Annotated in this window: 18 protein-coding genes; 10 read left to right on the top strand and 8 right to left on the bottom strand. The window is 67.0% G+C overall.

Annotation, left to right across the window (positions count from 1 at the left end; genetic code table 11):
• From D3H54_RS22325 to fadD1, 6 genes are read left to right on the top strand one after another with little or no spacing between them, the layout of a single operon-like run.
• A complete protein-coding gene (locus D3H54_RS22325; protein ID WP_149381256.1) occupies nucleotides 1-1107 on the top strand; it encodes an acyl-CoA dehydrogenase family protein in 1107 nt (368 codons plus the stop codon).
• Nucleotides 1104-1601 (top strand): MaoC family dehydratase, encoded by a 498-nt coding sequence (locus D3H54_RS22320; RefSeq protein ID WP_286198972.1) that lies wholly within the window; start codon nucleotides 1104-1106, stop codon nucleotides 1599-1601. The genes D3H54_RS22325 and D3H54_RS22320 overlap by 4 nt, the downstream gene beginning before the upstream one ends.
• Complete coding sequence (locus D3H54_RS22315) at nucleotides 1598-2050, top strand: MaoC family dehydratase (RefSeq protein WP_149381254.1); 453 nt, start codon at nucleotides 1598-1600, stop codon at nucleotides 2048-2050. Before D3H54_RS22320 ends, D3H54_RS22315 begins: the two co-directional genes overlap by 4 nt.
• Nucleotides 2031-3233, top strand: a complete 1203-nt coding sequence (locus D3H54_RS22310) for a thiolase family protein (RefSeq protein ID WP_149381252.1) — start codon at nucleotides 2031-2033, stop codon at nucleotides 3231-3233. The genes D3H54_RS22315 and D3H54_RS22310 overlap by 20 nt, the downstream gene beginning before the upstream one ends.
• The gene (locus D3H54_RS22305; RefSeq protein WP_149381250.1) at nucleotides 3233-3646 is read left to right on the top strand and encodes a Zn-ribbon domain-containing OB-fold protein; all 414 of its coding nucleotides are present in this window, start codon (nucleotides 3233-3235) and stop codon (nucleotides 3644-3646) included. The genes D3H54_RS22310 and D3H54_RS22305 overlap by 1 nt, the downstream gene beginning before the upstream one ends.
• Nucleotides 3643-5235: a fatty-acid--CoA ligase FadD1 gene (gene fadD1 / locus D3H54_RS22300; protein ID WP_149381248.1), complete on the top strand. Its 1593-nt coding sequence runs from the start codon at nucleotides 3643-3645 to the stop codon at nucleotides 5233-5235. The genes D3H54_RS22305 and fadD1 overlap by 4 nt, the downstream gene beginning before the upstream one ends.
• On the opposite strand, the gene D3H54_RS22295 is transcribed toward fadD1, so the two are convergent.
• Genes D3H54_RS22295 through sdhC form a run of 4 tightly spaced genes read right to left on the bottom strand, consistent with a single transcriptional unit; the run spans nucleotide 5207 to nucleotide 8630 of the window.
• On the bottom strand, nucleotides 5207-5977 hold the full coding sequence (locus D3H54_RS22295) for a succinate dehydrogenase iron-sulfur subunit (protein ID WP_115316762.1): 771 nt from the start codon (nucleotides 5975-5977) through the stop codon (nucleotides 5207-5209). The genes fadD1 and D3H54_RS22295 overlap by 29 nt on opposite strands.
• Nucleotides 5977-7731 (bottom strand): succinate dehydrogenase flavoprotein subunit, encoded by a 1755-nt coding sequence (sdhA, locus tag D3H54_RS22290; RefSeq protein WP_149381246.1) that lies wholly within the window; start codon nucleotides 7729-7731, stop codon nucleotides 5977-5979. Before sdhA ends, D3H54_RS22295 begins: the two co-directional genes overlap by 1 nt.
• A gap of 18 nt (nucleotides 7732-7749) precedes the next feature.
• On the bottom strand, nucleotides 7750-8169 hold the full coding sequence (locus D3H54_RS22285) for a succinate dehydrogenase hydrophobic membrane anchor subunit (RefSeq protein WP_149383680.1): 420 nt from the start codon (nucleotides 8167-8169) through the stop codon (nucleotides 7750-7752).
• Between the two features lie 38 nt (nucleotides 8170-8207).
• Entirely contained in the window at nucleotides 8208-8630 is a 423-nt protein-coding gene (gene sdhC, locus D3H54_RS22280; RefSeq protein ID WP_081845012.1) for a succinate dehydrogenase, cytochrome b556 subunit, read from the bottom strand.
• A gap of 183 nt (nucleotides 8631-8813) precedes the next feature.
• Here sdhC and D3H54_RS22275 point away from each other — a divergent pair, with 183 nt between their 5' ends.
• From D3H54_RS22275 to D3H54_RS22265, 3 genes are read left to right on the top strand one after another with little or no spacing between them, the layout of a single operon-like run.
• Complete coding sequence (locus D3H54_RS22275; protein ID WP_149381244.1) at nucleotides 8814-9227, top strand: cytidine deaminase; 414 nt, start codon at nucleotides 8814-8816, stop codon at nucleotides 9225-9227.
• Nucleotides 9224-10513 (top strand): thymidine phosphorylase, encoded by a 1290-nt coding sequence (locus D3H54_RS22270; protein ID WP_149381242.1) that lies wholly within the window; start codon nucleotides 9224-9226, stop codon nucleotides 10511-10513. The genes D3H54_RS22275 and D3H54_RS22270 overlap by 4 nt, the downstream gene beginning before the upstream one ends.
• Nucleotides 10510-11598, top strand: coding sequence for an adenosine deaminase (locus tag D3H54_RS22265; RefSeq protein WP_149381240.1), 1089 nt, complete (start codon nucleotides 10510-10512; stop codon nucleotides 11596-11598). The genes D3H54_RS22270 and D3H54_RS22265 overlap by 4 nt, the downstream gene beginning before the upstream one ends.
• Before the next feature lie 6 nt (nucleotides 11599-11604).
• Here the strand turns inward: D3H54_RS22265 and D3H54_RS22260 are convergent, their stop codons facing one another.
• On the bottom strand, nucleotides 11605-11931 hold the full coding sequence (locus tag D3H54_RS22260; protein ID WP_149381238.1) for a hypothetical protein: 327 nt from the start codon (nucleotides 11929-11931) through the stop codon (nucleotides 11605-11607).
• A 163-nt stretch (nucleotides 11932-12094) separates the two neighbouring features.
• Between D3H54_RS22260 and D3H54_RS22255 the strand changes: the two genes are divergently transcribed.
• Nucleotides 12095-15250 (top strand): MMPL/RND family transporter, encoded by a 3156-nt coding sequence (locus D3H54_RS22255; RefSeq protein ID WP_149381236.1) that lies wholly within the window; start codon nucleotides 12095-12097, stop codon nucleotides 15248-15250.
• Here the strand turns inward: D3H54_RS22255 and D3H54_RS22250 are convergent.
• The 3 genes from D3H54_RS22250 to D3H54_RS22240 form a co-directional block, all read right to left on the bottom strand.
• On the bottom strand, nucleotides 15247-16248 hold the full coding sequence (locus tag D3H54_RS22250; RefSeq protein ID WP_168214944.1) for a Gfo/Idh/MocA family oxidoreductase: 1002 nt from the start codon (nucleotides 16246-16248) through the stop codon (nucleotides 15247-15249). The genes D3H54_RS22255 and D3H54_RS22250 overlap by 4 nt on opposite strands.
• Entirely contained in the window at nucleotides 16245-16772 is a 528-nt protein-coding gene (locus D3H54_RS32395; protein WP_502707768.1) for a phytanoyl-CoA dioxygenase family protein, read from the bottom strand. Before D3H54_RS32395 ends, D3H54_RS22250 begins: the two co-directional genes overlap by 4 nt.
• Nucleotides 16773-17162: 390 nt before the next feature.
• The gene (locus D3H54_RS22240; protein WP_149381232.1) at nucleotides 17163-17765 is read right to left on the bottom strand and encodes a class I SAM-dependent methyltransferase; all 603 of its coding nucleotides are present in this window, start codon (nucleotides 17763-17765) and stop codon (nucleotides 17163-17165) included.
• Nucleotides 17766-17924 lie beyond the last annotated feature (159 nt).

Here is a 17924-nt window from a genome sequence, read left to right as displayed (position 1 = left end):
ATGAAACTCGTTCCCTCGCAAGACGATCGCGACCTGGAAGCCAGTCTGCGCGGTCTGCTGGCCGCCGGGCGCGCCGATCTGTGGGGTGACCTCGCCACTGCCGGAGTGATGGGGCTGGGGTTGCCGGAAGTCTACGGCGGGTCCGGCGGATCCCTGTCAGATCTCGGAATCTTCGCCCGCGAAGCGGGCCGGGCCCTGTGCCCGATGCGCGTGCACAGCACCGCGATCGCCGCGCACGCTCTGCACATCCTCGGCGGTGAGAAGTCCTGCGTGACCTGGCTGCCCGACCTGACCGCCGGGCGGACCGCCGCCACCACCGCGCTGTGGAATCCGAACGACGCAGCCGATGTGACCGCCACCATGCGCGCCGATCAGGATCGTGACGGCAGTTGGCGACTCACCGGCACAGCCGATTTCGTCAACGACGCGGATACCGCCGACATCATTGTGGTGTCCGGATTCGACCGGTCCGGCAACACCGTCGGCTTCGTCGTCCGGTTGCACAACGACGGCGTGACGCTGCGTCCGCTGGCACTGATGGGCGGCCACCGCGCGTCGGTGGTGCGCTTCGATGATGTGCCTGTCGACGATGTCCTCAACGACGGCGCCGCGCTGGGCCGCGACGACCTCCGTCGCACAGCCAACGCCGCGATGGCCTTGACGGCGCTGGATCTCGTCGGCGTCGGCGAGGCGGTGCTCGAGCGCACCGTGCGCTACACCACCGTGCGCCACCAGTTCGGCAGGCCGATCGCCTCGTTCCAGGCCGCCCAGCACATCGTGGCGGACATGCACATCGGGCTGGCTGCGGCGCGGCTGGCCGCACAGTCCGCGATAGCCGCGATCAGCAACGGCCGCAGCGCCGTTCGGGAAACCGCGATCGCCCGCATCCAGTCCGCCACGGCGGCAAAGTGGGCCACCCTGGATGCCCATCAGTTGCACGGCGGCATGGGATACGTCGTGGAGACCGACCTCTACCTGTGGTCGGAACGGGCCCGGGTGCTCTCGACACTGGGCGGCGGTGCCGACATCGCGGCAGGCTGGCTGGACGAGGACGAGGTCAGCCGTGCTGCCGTCGGTGACCGATTGCGGCGCAAGGACGGCCGGTGATCGAGAGTTTGATCGATCCCGAGACGGCGGCGCGCGTCGGCACCGTCGCGGCCACCGCCCGCGGCGACGTCATCCGCCGGGATTGGCAACGCTGGGCCGCCGCCGTCGGCGATGACAATCCGCTGTGGTTCGACCCGGACTACGCCCGCGCTAACGGCTACCGCGACGTGATCTGCCCGCCGCTGTACCTGCAGTACGCCATTCTCGGCGTCAGCCCGCTGGCCGGCCTTCGCCCGGACGGGTCGTCGGGCGCCGTGTCGGGCAGTCTCGCCTTTCCGAAGGCGCCGCGGCGGATGGCCGGTGGCGAGAGCACCACCTTCCACCTGCCCGCCTATCACCGCGACGAGATCGAGATGGTCCGCACCATCGAATCGGTGGTGGAAAAGGAAGGGCGCTCAGGACGTTTCGTTCTGGTCACCTGGCACACCGTCTACCGCAACCAGCACGGTGAGCTGGTCGCCGAGGCGTCCACCTCGATGATCGCGCGCCCATGAGCCAGTTGTTCTTCGACGACGTCGAGCCCGGCGACCGGATACCGGAGCTCACCGTCACCGTCGACGAGACGCAGATGTTCTTCTTCAGCGCGGCCACCTACAACGGCCACCGAATCCACTACGACAAGCAGTGGGCCCGCGACCGAGAGGGTTACGACGACGTCCTGGTGCAGGGACCGTTGCAGGCCGCGCTGCTGGCTCGCGCGATCACCGACTGGATCGGCGGCCGCGGCAGGCTGGTGAACTATTCGGTGCAGAACCGCGGGGTGGCATTCCCCGGACAGCCGCTGACCTTCGGGGGCACGGTCACCGCCACGCGGATCGAGGCGGACCGCGGACTGGTGGACCTGGAGATCGCGGGCAGACGCGACGCCGACATCCTGATGCCCGGCACCGCCACCGTGGAATTGCCTCGACGCCGGGAGGATTCTGATGAAGCTCGCCGGTGAGGCGGCGATCGTCGGGATCGCCGAGCTGCCCGCCGAACGCAAGCCGACCGGGCCCGGACTGTTCACCCTCGACCAGTACGCGGCGTTGACGAAGCTGGTGCTCGACGATGCCGGGCTGGACGCGAGCGTGGTCAACGGGCTGATCTCGCACGGCCTGGCTGAATCGGACATGTTCGTACCGGCGACGCTGTCCGAATACCTGGGGTTGCCCATCGATTTCGGTGAGCGGGTGGACCTGGGCGGTGCGACCTCGGCCGCCATGGTGTGGCGCGCGGCCGTCGCCGTCGAGCTCGGGCTGTGCGACGCGGTGCTGGCCGTGCTGCCCGGGTCGCGGGCCCTGCCGCGGTCGGCTCGGCGGGAGCCGGTCGCACCGAGTTGGTTTGGGGCGTCGAGCAACAACTTCGGATCGCCGCAGGCCGAGTACGAGATCCCGTACGGCAACGTCGGGCAGAACGCCCCGTTCGCCCAGATCGCTCAACGGTACGGCGCGCAGTACGGCTACGACCCGTCGGCGCTGGCCAAGATCGTGGTGGACCAGCGCACCAACGCCAGCGCGCATCCCGGTGCGGTCTTCCACGGCAAGCCGATCACCGAAGCGGACGTGCTCGCCAGTCCGATGATCGCCGACCCGATTCGCATGCTGGAGATCGTCATGCCCGTCCACGGCGGCACCGGCGTGCTGATCGCCAATGCCGATGTGGCCCGCAGGAGCCGCCATCGTCCGGTCTGGATCAAGGGTTTCGGTGAGCACATCGCCTTCAAGACCACCACCTACGCACAGGATCCGATGGTCACGCCGATTGCCCGCTCGGCCGGGCGGGCGTTCGCGATGGCCGGGCTCACACCGGCCGACGTCGACATCGCCTCCGTCTACGACTGCTACACGATCACGGTGCTGATGACCCTGGAGGACGCCGGGTTCTGCCCGAAGGGACAGGGTATGAGCTGGATCAAGGACCGTGATCTCACCTTCCGCGGTGACTTTCCGCTCAACACCGCAGGCGGGCAGCTGTCCTACGGGCAGGCCGGGATGTCCGGGGGCATGCACCACGTGGTCGACGCCGCCCGCCAGTTGATGGGCCGCTCGGCCGCGGCGCAGGTTCGCGACGCCAACACCGCGTTCGTCGCCGGGACCGGCGGGATCATGAGCGAGCAGGTGGCATTGGTGTTGGGGGGCGACTGATGGCCGAGCCGATGCCTGTTCCCGAACCCACGCCGGTGTCGCAGCCGTTCTGGGATGCGCTGGCCCAGCACCGGATCCTGGTGCAGTACTCGCCGTCGGCCGGCCGCTACGTGTTCTATCCGCGGACGCTTGCGCCGGGGACCCTGGCCGACGACCTGGAGTGGCGCGAGATCGACGGCGCCGCAACGCTGTACACCTATACGGTGGCCCGCCGCCCGACCGGCCCGCCGTGGGCCGAGGCGCTGCCGCAGCTTCCCGCCGTTGTGCAGTGGGATGCCGGGCCGCGGTTCTCCACCGAGCTGGTGGATGTCGACCCCGAGAACATCCGGATCGGGATGCGGCTCACCCCGGTGTTCTGCGACCTTCCCGGCACCGGGATGACCCTGCTGCGCTACCGCCCGGCCGACGCATGATCGACACCGTCCAGAAGCTGTTGCGCACCCGCGTGGACGATGAGTCCGTCGCGGTGATCTCACCCGAACGTACCTGGACCTGGCGTGAATACCTTACCGAGGCAACAGCGGAAGCCTCCGCGTTGTTGGCTCGGCTGGATCCGGCACGGCCGAGACACGTCGGTGCGCTGATGACGAATTCGCCGGCCTACGTGCGGGCGATGGCAGCCGCCGCGCTCGGCGGCTATGTGCTGTGCGGCATCAACACCACCCGCCGCGGCGAGGGCCTGATATCGGACATCACGCGCTCGGATTGTCAGCTGTTGCTGGTCGACGACGACCATGCGCCGTTGATCGAAGGACTGAACCTCTCGGGCGTCACCGTGCTGAACGTGGCAGGCCCGCGCTACACCGAAGCCGTCGCGACTGCGAAACCGCTTGTGCCGCACGAGGTCATCGGTACCGACCCGTTCATGATGATCTTCACCTCCGGCACGAGCGGCAACCCCAAGGCGGTGCCCTTCGTCCACACGATGAGCGTGATGTGCGGTCTGAGTCTGGTGGCTCAGATGGACATCACCGCCGAGGACGTGTGCTACCTCGCGATGCCGCTGTTCCACTCCAACGGGGTGGCCGTCGGGTTCTCGGTGGCGGTCACCGCCGGAGCGGCGATGGTGCCGGTGAAGTTCTCGGTGTCACGGCTGCTGCCGGACCTACGCCGCTACGGCGTGACATTCATGAACTACGTGGGTAAGCCGCTGGCGCTGGTGCTGGCCACCCCCGAGCAGCCCGACGACGCCGACAACCCGCTGCGCATCATGTACGGCAACGAGGCCACCGAACGCGATATCGCGGAATTCTCACGGCGTTTCGGCTGCCGCATCATCGACGGCTTCGGCTCCAGCGAGTTCGCCGTCGTCGTGGTGCGCGAGGACGGCACCCCGCCCGGCTCGATCGGCAAAGGCTGGGGTGGAGTGTCGATCTATGATCCCGACACCGTGACCGAGTGCGCCACCGCGGTTTTCGACGACAACGGCGCCCTGGTCAATGCCGACGACGCGGTGGGGGAATTGGTCAACACCACCGGCTCCGGGCCGTTCACCGGCTACTACAACGACCCGGCGGCCACCTCCGAGCGGCTCCGGCACGGCATGTACTGGACCGGTGACCTCGCCTACCGCGACGCCGACGGCTGGATCTATCTCGCCGGCCGGACGTCGGACTGGATGCGGGTCGACGGGGAGAACATGGCCGCCGCCCCTATCGAGCGGATCATGCTGCGGCTGCCGCAACTCAACCAGGTGGCGGTGTACGCCGTGCCCGACGAGCGGGTGGGCGATCAGGTGATGGCGGCAGTTGTTCTGCGCCACGGTGAATCACTGACGCCCGGGCGGTTCGAGGAGTTTCTGGCCGCCCAGCCCGACCTGTCGCCGAAGGCGTGGCCGCGATTCGTCCGCATCAACGACGACCTGCCGCAGACCGCCACCAACAAGATCCTCAAGCGGGAACTGAGCGCCGCGGGTGTGACCGCCGGTGGCGGCGTGCTGTGGGAGCGGGAACCGCGCGGGCAGTCCTACCGGGTCAGCGCGCGAACATCAACGCGCGCTTGACCTCCTGGATGGCCTTGGTCACCTCGATGCCGCGCGGGCAGGCGTCGGTGCAGTTGAACGTGGTGCGGCAGCGCCAGACGCCGTCGACGTCGTTGAGGATGTCGAGGCGCTCGGCGGCGCCCTCGTCGCGGCTGTCGAAGATGAACCGGTGCGCGTTCACGATCGCGGCAGGCCCGAAGTACGACCCCTCGCTCCAGTACACCGGGCAGCTGGTGGTGCAGCACGCGCAGAGGATGCACTTGGTGGTGTCGTCGTAGCGGGCCCGATCGGTCGGGCTCTGAATGCGTTCCCGCGTGGGCGCATTGCCCGAGGTGATCAGGTAGGGCTTCACCGCGCGGTAGGCGTCGAAGAACGGCTCCATGTTGACCACGAGGTCCTTCTCCACGGCCAGGCCGCGGATCGGCTCGATGGTGATGGTGAGCGGCTTGTCCTTCTTGGGCAACAGGTCGCGCATCAGGACCTTGCACGCCAGCCGGTTGACGCCGTTGATCCGCATCGCATCCGATCCGCACACCCCGTGGGCGCAGGAGCGGCGGAAGGTCAGCGTGCCGTCCAGATAGCTCTTCACATAGATCAGCAGGTTCAGCAGCCGGTCGCTCGGCAGGCACGGCACCCGGAAGCTCTGGTAGCCGGCGCTGTCGGGATCCTCAGGGTTGAACCGCGCGATCTTCAGCGTCACCATCACCGCCCCGTCCGGGATCGGCGGCAGGGCGGGCTCTTTAACGTCAGGTGCGATCGTCATTAATACTTGCGCTCCATCGGCTCGTAACGGGTCTGCACGACGGGCTTGTAGTCCAGCCGGATGTCGCTGAGGAGCTCATGGCCTTCCTTGTACGCCATCGTGTGCCGCATGTAGTTGGTGTCGTCGCGGTTGGGGTAGTCCTCCCGGGCATGGCCGCCGCGGGATTCCTTGCGGTTCAACGCGCCGACGACGGTGACCTCGGCCAGTTCCAGCAGGAAGCCCAGCTCGATGGCCTCGAGCAGGTCGCTGTTGTACCGCTTTCCCTTGTCGTGCACGCTGATTCGGGCGTAGCGCTCCTTGAGGGAATGGATGTCGGTCAGTGCCTGCTTGAGGGTCTCCTCGGTGCGGAACACCGCGGCGTTGTTGTCCATCGACTGCTGCAGTGCACTGCGGATGTCGGCCACCCGCTCGTTGCCGTGCTCGCTGAGGATGTCGGAGACCCAGTTCACCACCATGCCGGCCGGCTGCTCGGGCAGGTCGACGAAGTCGTGGCCGAGGGCGTAGTTGGCGGCCGAGATTCCGGCGCGACGGCCGAAGACGTTGATGTCCAGCAGCGAGTTGGTGCCCAGGCGGTTGGCGCCGTGCACCGACACGCACGCGCATTCGCCTGCGGCGTAGAGGCCAGGCACCGTGGTGTTGTTGTCCCGCAACACCTGTCCGGTGATCGTGGTCGGGATGCCGCCCATCACGTAGTGGCAGGTGGGGTAGACCGGCACCAGTTCCTTCACCGGATCCACGCCGAGGTAGGTGCGGGCGAACTCGGTGATGTCGGGCAGCTTGGCTTCCAGCACATCCGCGCCGAGGTGGCGGACGTCGATGTAGACGTAGTCCTTGTGTGGTCCGGCGCCGCGGCCCTCCAGCACCTCGAGAACCATCGAGCGGGCGACGATGTCGCGTGGCGCCAGGTCGACGATGGTGGGGGCGTAGCGCTCCATGAAGCGCTCGCCTTCGCCATTCAGCAACCGGCCGCCCTCGCCGCGGACGGCTTCGGAGATGAGAATCCCCAAGCCGGCCAGGCCCGTCGGGTGGAACTGGTGAAACTCCATGTCCTCCAAGGGGAGTCCCTTGCGGAAGACGATGCCAAGGCCGTCGCCGGTCAGCGTGTGGGCGTTGGAGGTGGTCTTGTACATCCGGCCCGAGCCGCCGGTGGCGAACACGACGGCCTTGGCGTGGAAGACGTGGATGTCGCCGGTGGCGAGTTCGTACGCCACCACACCGCTGGCCACCGGCCCGCTGGGGGTCTCGGTCAGCACCAGGTCGAGGGCATAGAACTCGTTGAAGAACTCCACATCATGCTTGACGCAGTTTTGGTACAGCGTCTGCAGGATCATGTGGCCGGTGCGGTCGGCGGCGTAGCACGCCCGGCGCACCGGAGCCTTGCCGTGATCGCGGGTGTGCCCGCCGAAGCGGCGCTGGTCGATGCGTCCTTCCGGGGTGCGGTTGAACGGCATGCCCATCTTCTCGAGATCGAGCACCGCGTCGATGGCTTCTTTGCACATGATCTCGACGGCGTCCTGGTCGGCGAGGTAGTCGCCGCCCTTGACCGTGTCGAAGGTGTGCCACTCCCAGTTGTCCTCTTCGACATTGGCCAGCGCCGCGCACATGCCGCCCTGGGCGGCGCCGGTGTGCGACCGGGTGGGGTACAGCTTGGTCAGCACCGCGGTCCGCGCCCGGGGGCCGGCTTCGACGGCGGCGCGCATGCCGGCCCCGCCTGCCCCGACGATGACCACGTCGTAGCGGTGTTCGGTAATCATTTTCGCCTCGAAGTGCTTCTAGGAGATGTTGGGATCGAAGGTGAGCAGGACGTAGGTGCCCACCACCAACGTGATGAGCATCGAGATCACCAGCAAGGAGTTCAGCCAGAACTTGGTGGAGTCCTTGCGGGCGTAGTCGCCGATGATCGTGCGGATCCCGTTGCCGCCGTGCAGCTGAGCCAGCCACAGCAGCAGCAGGTCCCAGGTCTGCCAGAACGGCGAGGCCCAGCGCTGGGCGACGTAGTTGAAGTCGATCCGGTAGACGCCGCCGTCCCACATCAGCCCGATGAACAGGTGACCCAGCGCCAGGAAGATCAGGACGACGCCGGAGAACCGCATGAACAGCCAGGCGTACTTCTCGAAGTTCGGCATGCCGGACCGCCGGCGCGGAGTGCGTGGATTGTCCAGCCCGGCCGGGCGGTCGTGGCTGCGTTCCATGATCGGAGCGGGCGGTCCCAGCCGGCTCTCGGGCGCGGTCACAGGAACCGCTCCGCCATGTGCATGCCGATGATCACCAGGGAAGGCACCATCACCAGCAGCCAGACCGCGGCCACACCCCACAGCATCTGCCGCTGATAGCGCGGGCCCTTCCACCAGAAGTCGATCAGGATGATCCGCACGCCGTTGAGTGCGTGATAGAGCAACGCGGCCACCAGGCCGATTTCCATCAGGCCGATGATCGGAGTCTTGTAGGTCTCGACGACCTCGTTGTAGGCCTGCGGGCTGACCCGTACCAGCGCGGTGTCCAGGACGTGGACGAAGAGGAAGAAGAAGATCGTGGTCCCGGTGATGCGATGCAGCACCCACGACCACATTCCGGGGTCACCGCGGTAAAGGGTGCGCCGTCGCCTCGTCGACTTGTCGCGCGGGGCCGGCACGACCGGTGCCGCTGTACTCATTCAGCGCCTCCAACACCATCGTTGCGTTATGGATTGGACTCTAACTCCGTTTGTACGGTCGAAAGAATTACGGTGCAGGGACAAGATGCGGCTTTTCGGCCTGTTCGGCCGGTGTGGCCGGTGGGTGACGAGCGGGGCGAGGCGGTTGGTGAATGCATTCAGTACGGGTGTGGTGCGCGACGCATGACCACTGAAATCGAATGGAAATCGCTGCGCGACAAAGCAATCGAGGTTGCTGCTCGCGCCTACGCGCCGTATTCCGGGTTCCCCGTCGGGGCGGCGGCGCTGGTCGATGACGGTCGCGTGGTCACCGGCTGCAATGTGGAGAATGTCTCATATGGCCTAGGTCTCTGTGCCGAGTGCGCGGTGGTCTGCGCACTGGTATCCGGCGGCGGCGGACGACTGCGGGCGGTGGCCGTCGTCGACGCCACCGGGGCCGCCCTGATGCCCTGCGGGCGATGTCGTCAACTGTTGCTCGAGCACGGTGGGCCGGAGCTGCTCGTCGATCACGCGCAGGGCCCGCGCCTGCTGGCCGAGCTGTTGCCCGACGCGTTCGGCCCCGATGACCTGGCCCGGGTGGAACGGGAAAAGCCGTGACGCAGTTCACATTCGATGCGCCGACGGTCATCCGGGTCAAACGTGACGGTGGCCGGTTGAGCGACGCGGCCATCGACTGGGTGATCGACGCCTACACCCATGGCGGGGTCGCCGACGAACAGATGTCGGCGCTGCTGATGGCGATCTTCCTGCGCGGCATGGATCGTGGCGAGATCTCCCGGTGGACCACCGCGATGATCGCCTCCGGTGAGCGCCTGGACTTCAGCGATCTGGGCCGCCCGACGGTGGACAAACATTCGACCGGCGGTGTGGGCGACAAGATCACCATTCCGCTGGTACCCGTCATCGCGGCCTGCGGTGCGGCGGTTCCGCAGGCCGCCGGCCGGGGACTCGGGCACACCGGCGGCACCCTGGACAAGCTGGAGTCGATTCCGGGGTTCACCGCCGAGATATCCAAAGCCCAAGTGCGCCAGCAGTTGTCCGAGATCGGTGCGGCGATCTTCGCCGCCGGCGAGCTGGCGCCCGCGGACCGGAAGATCTACGCGCTGCGGGATGTCACCGGCACGGTGGAGTCGCTGCCGTTGATCGCCAGCTCGGTGATGAGCAAGAAGCTGGCGGAAGGTGCCGACGCGCTGGTGCTCGACGTGAAGGTCGGCCGCGGTGCCTTCTTGAAAACGGAAGAGGAGTCGAGGGAACTGGCGGCCACCATGGTGGAGCTGGGCCTGGCCCACGGGGTGCCGACCGTTGCCGTCCTGACCAACATGGACGTCCCACTCGGTCGCACAGTCGGCAATGCCCTGGAGGTCGCCGAGTCACTGGAGGTGCTGGCCGGCGGCGGACCCGACGACGTCGTGGAGCTGACGGTCCGGCTGGCCGGGGAGATGCTGGAGCTGGCCGGCATCGACGGTCGCGATCCGGCCGAGACGCTGCGCGATGGCACCGCGATGGATCGTTTCCGCGCGCTGGTCACCGCGCAGGGCGGCGACGTTCACGCACAGCTTCCGATCGGTGCCCATTCCGAGACCGTGCCGGCGCCCCGAGGCGGCACAATGGGTGACATCGACGCATTGGCGATGGGGCTTGCCGTCTGGCGACTCGGCGCGGGCCGGGCCGCCCCGGGTCAGCCTGTGCAATTCGGCGCCGGCGTGCGCATCCACCGCAGGCCGGGTGAGCCGGTCAGCGCAGGTGAGCCGCTGTTCACCCTGTACACCGACACCCCGGAGCGGATCCCCGCCGCGATGGGCGAGCTGGACGGTGCCTTCTCCGTCGTCGACGCTGTTCCACCGAAGTCACGCCCGCTCATCATCGATCGGATCGCCCGATGACCACACCGTTGACGCTGGAGATGATCGGCCGAGCACCCAAGGCACTGCTGCACGACCACCTCGACGGCGGTCTGCGTCCGGCGACCGTCCTCGATATCGCCGGCCAGATCGGGTACGACGGGTTGCCGGCCACCGACGAGGCCGGATTGGCCGAGTTCTTCCGCACCGCCGCGCACAGCGGGTCGCTGGTGCGCTACCTCGAACCCTTCGCCCACACCGTCGCCGTCATGCAGACCCCTGAGTCCCTACATCGGGTGGCGTTCGAATGCGTGGAGGATCTGGCGGCCGACAACGTGGTGTACGCCGAGGTGCGGTTCGCCCCGGAACTGCACATCGACGGCGGGCTCTCTCTCGACGCGGTGGTCGACGCGGTGCTGGCCGGCTTCGCCGACGGGGAGAAGGCCGCGGCAGCCGCCGGGCGCCCGATCGTGGTGCGCTGCCTCGTGACCGCGATGCGCCACGCCGCGCGATCGCGGGAGATCGCCGCGCTGGCGATCCGGTTCCGCGACAAGGGGGTGGTCGGGTTCGACATCGCCGGTGCGGAGGCGGGTTATCCGCCCACCCGCCACCTCGATGCGTTCGAGTACATGCGAAGTAACAACGCGCGCTTCACGATTCACGCCGGTGAGGCATTCGGCCTGCCGTCCATCCACGAGGCGCTGGCCTACTGTGGGGCCGACCGGCTGGGCCACGGTGTACGCATCGTCGACGACATCGAGGTGAGGCCGGACGGCACGGCGCGGCTGGGCCCGCTGGCGGCAATCCTGCGCGACAAGCGAATCCCGCTCGAGCTGTGCCCGAGTTCCAACGTCCAGACCGGCGCGGTGACGAGCATCGCCAGCCATCCCTTCGACCTGCTCGCACGGCTGCGGTTCCGCGTCACCGTCAACACCGACAACCGCCTGATGAGCGACACCACCATGAGTCAGGAGATGGCCCGGCTGGTCGATGCGTTCGGCTACGGGTGGAGCGATCTCGAGCGGTTCACCATCAACGCGATGAAATCGGCGTTCATCCACTTCGATGAGCGGCTGGCCATCATCGACGAGGTGATCAAACCGCGCTATGCGGTCTTGATCGGCTGAGGCGGCCTAGATGTGGCCCGGCATCTCGGGCATGTGCGGCATCGGTGGCGGGGGCATCGGTGCCGGGGGCGGTGGCGGTGGTGCCGGCGGCGTGAACGGACTGCCCACGCACGCTGCGTCGCCGGGCATCGCGCTGCACTGAGGGTCGAGCGGACCGGTCGGGGGTCCCTGCCAGTAGGGGCCGCCCTGGCATGCGGCATAGCCGGGAAACTGCAGGCACGCGGGATCGTTGGGCCCGGTGGGCAGATCCGGGTCCGGTTCGTCCAGGGGAACGGGAGCGCCGGTCACAGTCAGGGCGATCAGCACGCCGGCCGCTGCTGTCGTGAGGCTCATGACGGGCTCCTCCTTGTTTGCTCCATGGTGGCATGGCGGCCCGCGTGCCGGGCGCAGTCCGCCAACCGGGCGTACGATCCGATTCGCGGACCGGCATCCGCCACGAATTGTCCCGCCACCTCGTGATACGTCTGGGCCGATCGGTGCGATGTAACTTGGTGTGATGTCCAAGCGCGCCGTTTTGAGGGGCGTGTCACCACATAAGCTCCTCACGGGCTTGGGTCGGGTGATCGTTCGCCACCCTCTGCTCGTGATCGCTGCTTGGCTCGTTCTGGCCGGTGCGCTGCTGGCCCTGATCACTCCACTGGCTGTTGTCGCGGCCCGCAACCCGCCGGATTTCCTGCCCAAAGACGCCCCGGTGCTGATCTCCGTCAAGAAGATGCAGGGCGCTTTTCACGAAGCCGATGCGGGCAATTTCGCGGCGATCATCCTCAGCAATGAGAACGGCCTGACCCCGGCCGACGAGGATACGTACCGGCGGATCGTCGACAACCTCAAGGACGACACCAAGAACGTGTCGTCGCTCCAGGACTTCGTGCGCACGCCCGAACTGAAAGAGGTGATGACCAGCAAGGACGGGAAGGCCTGGAACCTGCCGGTCAGCATGACGGGCACCATGGGCGCCCCGGACGGCCAAGAGTCGTATCGCCACGTCATCAACACCGTCCAGGACGCGGCGAAGGGCTCGTCGCTGCAGGTCAATGTGGTGGGTGGCGCCTCGACCATCGAGGATATGAACGTCATCGGCGCCCGCGATCAGCACATGATCGAAGTCGCCACGGTGGGCTTGGTGTTCTCGATCCTGCTGCTGGTGTATCGAAGTCTGATCGCGATGCTGATGCCATTGATCACCATCGGCATTTCCCTGGTGGTCGCCCAGCAGATCGTGGCCGGCCTCGGTGAGCTGGGTCTTGGCCTGGGCCCACAGACCATGATGTTGATGGTCGGCATGATCATGGGCGCCGGCATCGACTACGGCGTCTTCCTCTACAGCCGCTATCAGGAACTCACCAAGACCGGAATGGCCTCCGACGACGCCCTCGTCGAAGCCCTGGTCACCATCGGCGAGGTGATCGCCGGCTCGGCGGGCACCGTCGCGCTGACGTTCCTCGGGATGTCCTTCACCAAACTGGCCATCTTCTCCACCGTCGGGCCCGCCCTGACGGTGACGATCGTGGTGGGCTTCCTCGCGTCGATCACCTTGTTGCCGGCCTTCATCGTGCTGGCCGGCCGGCGGGGATGGATCAAGCAGCGGCGCGACATCACCGGGCGATTCTGGCGCCGCTCCGGGGTGATGGTGGTCCGTCGGCCGGTCGCGTTGCTGGCGACCAGCGTGGTGATCCTGGGGGCGCTGGCCGCCACCACATCGCTGATGAAGTTCAACTACGACGACCGCAAGAACCTGCCGCAGGACTCCGCGAGCAACCGCGCCTACGAGGTGATGGACAAACACTTCCCCATCAGCAGCACGCTGCAGCAGTTCCTCTTCATCCAGTCCCCGAACGATCTGCGCACCCCGAAGGCGCTGGCCGACATGGAACAGATGGCCGCGCGCATCGCCCAGCTGCCCGACATCGATCTGGTGCGCGGAATCACCCGCCCGACCGGGGAGGTGCTCGAGCAGGCCAAGACCACCTATCAGGCCGGTGAAGTCGGCACCAAGCTCGGTGATGCGTCCAACCTGATCAGCACCAACGACGACAACCTCACCTTGCTCTCCGGCGGTGCCGGCAAGATGGCCGACGTTCTCGGCCAGATCCGCACCCAGGTGGTCGGATCGATAGCCAGCGTGCGCGGGTTGACCAGTGCGCTGGACACCATGTCGCAGAAGTACGGCGGAGCCAAGACTCTGGACCAGATCGACAAGACCGCGTCGTTGGTCACCAGCATGCGCTCGCTGGGCGACTCATTGGGGCTGACCATTCTGCGAGTCACGGGCATCGGCGATTGGGCTGCGCCGATGCTCAACGCGCTCAACGTCTCTCCGGTGTGCGACGCGGATCCCGCCTGCGTCAACTCACGGTCGGATCTGCAGAAGATCGTCGACGTCGCCAACACCCCGGCCGTGAAGTCCATCGAGGAATTCGCTCGGGAACTCTCCAAGACCGACGGATCGCAAAAGCTCGACGAGGCCGTCCACGACCTGAGCCAGAACGTCAAGAAAGTGACGTCGGCCGCGCGCTCACTCGGCGTCGGCCAACCCGGCGGGGTCGAGAAGAAACTCAACGATGCGGTCACCGGCGTGAACACGCTCGCCGACTCGAGTCGCCAACTCGCCGTGGGTGTTCAGACCTTGGTCGACCAGACCCGCAACCTGGGGCAGGGGCTGGACCAGGCGTCGTCGTTCCTGTTGGCGATGAAGCGGGAGGCGGCCGATCCGCCGATGTCGGGGTTCTACATCCCGCCGCAGGTGTTGACGATGGAGGAGTTCAAGAAGGCCGCCAAACTGTTCGTCTCCGAGGACGGCCACTCGGCGCGCTACCTGGTGCAGACGGCGCTCAACCCGTTCAGCACCGAGGCGATGGATCAGACCAAGCTGATCGTCAACACCGCGAACGCGGCCACGCCCAACACACAGCTCGCCGGCTCCGAGATCTCGATGGTGGGCTTCTCGTCGATCAACGCCAACATCCGGGACTTCTACGACTCCGACTTCGTCTACATCCTGTGCATGACCCTGATCGTGGTCTTCCTGATTCTCGTGGTGCTGCTGCGAGCGATCGTCGCGCCGCTGTATCTGGTGCTCTCGGTGGTGCTGTCCTACGGCGCGGCGCTGGGCATCGGGGTCGTGCTGTTCCAGTTCATCCTCGGTCAGGAATTGGCTTGGGGCGTACCGGGAATCGCGTTCATGGTGCTTGTCGCGGTCGGCGCCGACTACAACCTGCTGTTGATCTCGCGCATCCGCGACGAGGCGAAGTACGGTGTGCGCTCGGCAGTTATCCGCACTGTCGGTGCGACCGGCGGTGTGATCACCTCGGCGGGTCTGATCTTCGCGGCATCGATGATGGCCCTCACGGTCAGCAGCGTGCTCACCGCCGCGCAGATCGGCTTCGTGATCGGCGTCGGGCTGCTGCTGGACACCTTCCTGGTGCGCACGCTCACGGTGCCGGCCGCCGCCGTACTGGTCGGTGACGCCAACTGGTGGCCGGCGAAACCTCCGCGCGTCAAGTTCGAAGCCGCCAAGCGGGCGGCCGCGAGCGCGGCGGCAACCGCCCCCGTCGCGGTGCTCGACCATGACGAGACGGACGTGCAGGATTTCGATGACACCGAAGGTGAATCCGCCTGGGAGGCAGAAGGCGGAGCGACGCGGGACGACTAGAACCGCGGGGTGGGTACCCAGGGCATGAATCGCGCCGCCCAGCTCACCAGGTTGTCCGCGACCGCATCTTCGAGCCGGTATCGGGTGTTCACCGGGTCGTCGGTCCACAGCGACGAAATCACCTGAGCCAGACCGTCGATGCGCAGCAGGTTGAACTCCGAGTCGTCCTCGAGTTTCATCTCGCGCAGCGCCGCCTGGTACGGAAGGTCGATGTGCAGCGGCTTTTCCAGCCCGTCGATCGTGAACCCTGCGATGCCGTTCTCATCCTCGACGCGACGGAGGCTGGCGCCCTTGGCATCTGGGATCGGGTGGCCCATCGGGTCGCCGGTCAGCGTCGTCGTGCTGCCGGTCACGGAGAAGGATCCCTCGGATTGCCGGTACGGCTCGTGGACCTCGCCGACCTTTCCGCCGCGGAATCGGTACTCGATGTCCACCCCGCCCGGGACGCGCCGGCTGCGCGCCGACTTCGGCGGCAACAATCCCAGCCACGACCGCACCAGTGCCAACGCGTGATAGCGATAACCCATCTGCGACATCGTGACTCGGCTGACCTCGCCCAGCGCGCCCGACCTGATCGCCTCGCCGACCAGTCGGTACTGCGGCATATTCATGAAGTCTTCACCGACCCGGATGGGCGACCACCGGCGGAACTGGGCCAGCCGGGCGAGGTCGTCGAGCCGCCCGACGCCGGGGGTGTCGATGACCAACGCTGCGCCGGGAGCCAGGTGGGCCAGCGACTTCAACACGGCGACGTTGTTGGTCACCGTCACCGACACCAGGGCCAGGTCGATGTCGCCGGGGCGCAATGTCCGCGGATCCTCGATCGCCGGCACACCCCAGCGTTCGGCCGCGCGGGACGCGTTCGCATAGGTACGGGAGTGGACACCGACGACCTCGATGTGGGAGTCGAGCAGGCTCAACGCCGGAAGGAAGGCGTTGCGAACGCGGTATCCGGACCCGACGACGAGCGCCCGCAGCCGGCTACTGGGCTGGGTCACACAACGCCCGCGGCGGCCAGCGCGCGGAAGCCGACGGTCTGGGCGCGGATGTAGGCCGCCTGTGCCCGGGACAGTTCGTTGCGCGTCGTCGGCGGCATCGGGGTGCCTGCCGGGATCTCGCCGCGGTCGGCCAGCGGGGCGGTGCTGCCCACCCGGCTCGCGTCGATCAGGGCCAGCAGGGCCGGATCGCTCAGGTGCGCCCGGGCGTCGGTGAACTCGGGCAGCCCGATCCGGTCGTTCGGCAGGCCCGCGGGCTGGAACGAGATCTTCAGCACGCGGCGGCGCACCGAACCGCGGTTCGGCGAGGCGCGGTGGAAGTACGACCGGTTCCACATCGCGGCCGTGCCGATCGGGCCGACCAGCTGGACCGCGTCACCGCCGGCGCGCATCCCGTTGTTGGGCCGGTGCGGGTAGAACTCGAATGCGCCGTCGTCCGCGCCGACCGGCGACAGCAGAATGAAAATGCTGATGAAGGACGGGAACTCGGGGTGTAGGACCGAATCGTCTCGGTGTCGCGATGCCAGCCCAGCGGCTTGTCGCGGTGGATGTGCGGCCGGCCCTGGTTGGCCGCGATCTCGTAGCTGTGGCAGTGGTAGAGCAGAGCCGACGGGTGGATGCCGGCGATGAGCTGACGCGCCTGCTCGCTGAACAGTTCGGCGAAGATCCCGGTTTCGGCCAGGGCGTCGGCACTCGCGTACGACCGTCGCTCACCATCGGTTCCAGCGAAGATCGGATCGAGGCGACGATTCCAGTCTTCGACCATCTCGACCGGCCACAGTCCGGTGACATCGGCGATGCCCTCGTTTGCCAACAGGTCCGTCACAGTCAGTGTCGACGTCACCGGTGCTACCTCCCTCAGCGAATTGCGCGCCCCCACGCTACAGGCTATCGGTGCTGGCTGCGAGAGCCATAGGTCACTGCTTGGCGAACACGAACAGCCGGTGCTGGTAGCCGTCGACGTTTGCCCAGTTCTCTTCGTGCAGGCTGGTGTAGCCGCGGTCCCGGAACAGCGTGCGGATGTCTTCTTCCAGGTAGCTGTTCAGCCAGCCGCGGCTGATCCGGTCGACGGCGCCGAGCTTGGTGCGACGGAACTGGTCGTTGCTGTCGGGGCACCCGTAGGAAATCACGACCCGCGGCACGAAGGCCGACAGCCAGTCCAGCATCGACGGCACATCGCGCAGATACTCCAGGACACCCATGATCACCGCGACGTCGTAGGTGTCCTTGCCCAGGTTAGGCAGTGGACGTTCGTTGAGGTCGCACACCAGCGTTCCCGGGCCCCGATCGACGAGATCGGACGGCGTGTAGGTGCACGACGGATCGAGGTGCTTTTCGAGGGTTCGGGTGCCCGCGCCGAACTCGATCACCCGGCTGCCTGCCGGGATCAGTTCGGCGGCCCGCTTCGTGCGGGGCTCCCAGTCCGAGTAGAGGTTCCTGGTGTCGGCCCACCGCTTGTAGTCGGTCTTCTGCCGCAGTGCGGCGATGATCCCCAACTTCGGGATGTGGACGCGGCTCATTGGATGTTCACCCCAACTATTGTCGTGCCGTGACAGGTTTTCCGAAGGTTAGCACCCCACCACACGGTGGCTGGAGGTGGTTTGCGGGAGAACCAACGCCGAAGTAAATTTCCGGCCGGTCAAATTCCGCAGGTGCGCACGCTGACACCCATGCCGGTG

Origin of the sequence: Mycobacterium sp. ELW1 (assembly GCF_008329905.1) — a bacterium.
Lineage (GTDB): Bacteria > Actinomycetota > Actinomycetes > Mycobacteriales > Mycobacteriaceae > Mycobacterium.
The sequence above is the reverse complement of the archived record's forward strand: the minus strand, read 5'-3'. Positions and strand labels throughout refer to the sequence as shown.

Excerpts from the sequence above, each read along its gene's own strand:
- D3H54_RS22325 (WP_149381256.1), top strand. The coding sequence starts at position 1 with ATGAAACTCGTTCCCTCGCAAGACGATCGCGACCTGGAAGCCAGTCTG.
- D3H54_RS22240 (WP_149381232.1), bottom strand. The coding sequence starts at position 17,765 with ATGAGCCGCGTCCACATCCCGAAGTTGGGGATCATCGCCGCACTGCGG.
- sdhA (WP_149381246.1), bottom strand. The coding sequence starts at position 7,731 with ATGATTACCGAACACCGCTACGACGTGGTCATCGTCGGGGCAGGCGGG.
- fadD1 (WP_149381248.1), top strand. The coding sequence starts at position 3,643 with ATGATCGACACCGTCCAGAAGCTGTTGCGCACCCGCGTGGACGATGAG.
- D3H54_RS22285 (WP_149383680.1), bottom strand. The coding sequence starts at position 8,169 with ATGGAACGCAGCCACGACCGCCCGGCCGGGCTGGACAATCCACGCACT.
- D3H54_RS22275 (WP_149381244.1), top strand. The coding sequence starts at position 8,814 with ATGACCACTGAAATCGAATGGAAATCGCTGCGCGACAAAGCAATCGAG.
- D3H54_RS22260 (WP_149381238.1), bottom strand. The coding sequence starts at position 11,931 with ATGAGCCTCACGACAGCAGCGGCCGGCGTGCTGATCGCCCTGACTGTG.
- sdhC (WP_081845012.1), bottom strand. The coding sequence starts at position 8,630 with ATGAGTACAGCGGCACCGGTCGTGCCGGCCCCGCGCGACAAGTCGACG.
- D3H54_RS22255 (WP_149381236.1), top strand. The coding sequence starts at position 12,095 with ATGTCCAAGCGCGCCGTTTTGAGGGGCGTGTCACCACATAAGCTCCTC.
- D3H54_RS22295 (WP_115316762.1), bottom strand. The coding sequence starts at position 5,977 with ATGACGATCGCACCTGACGTTAAAGAGCCCGCCCTGCCGCCGATCCCG.
- D3H54_RS22265 (WP_149381240.1), top strand. The coding sequence starts at position 10,510 with ATGACCACACCGTTGACGCTGGAGATGATCGGCCGAGCACCCAAGGCA.
- D3H54_RS22305 (WP_149381250.1), top strand. The coding sequence starts at position 3,233 with ATGGCCGAGCCGATGCCTGTTCCCGAACCCACGCCGGTGTCGCAGCCG.
- D3H54_RS22315 (WP_149381254.1), top strand. The coding sequence starts at position 1,598 with ATGAGCCAGTTGTTCTTCGACGACGTCGAGCCCGGCGACCGGATACCG.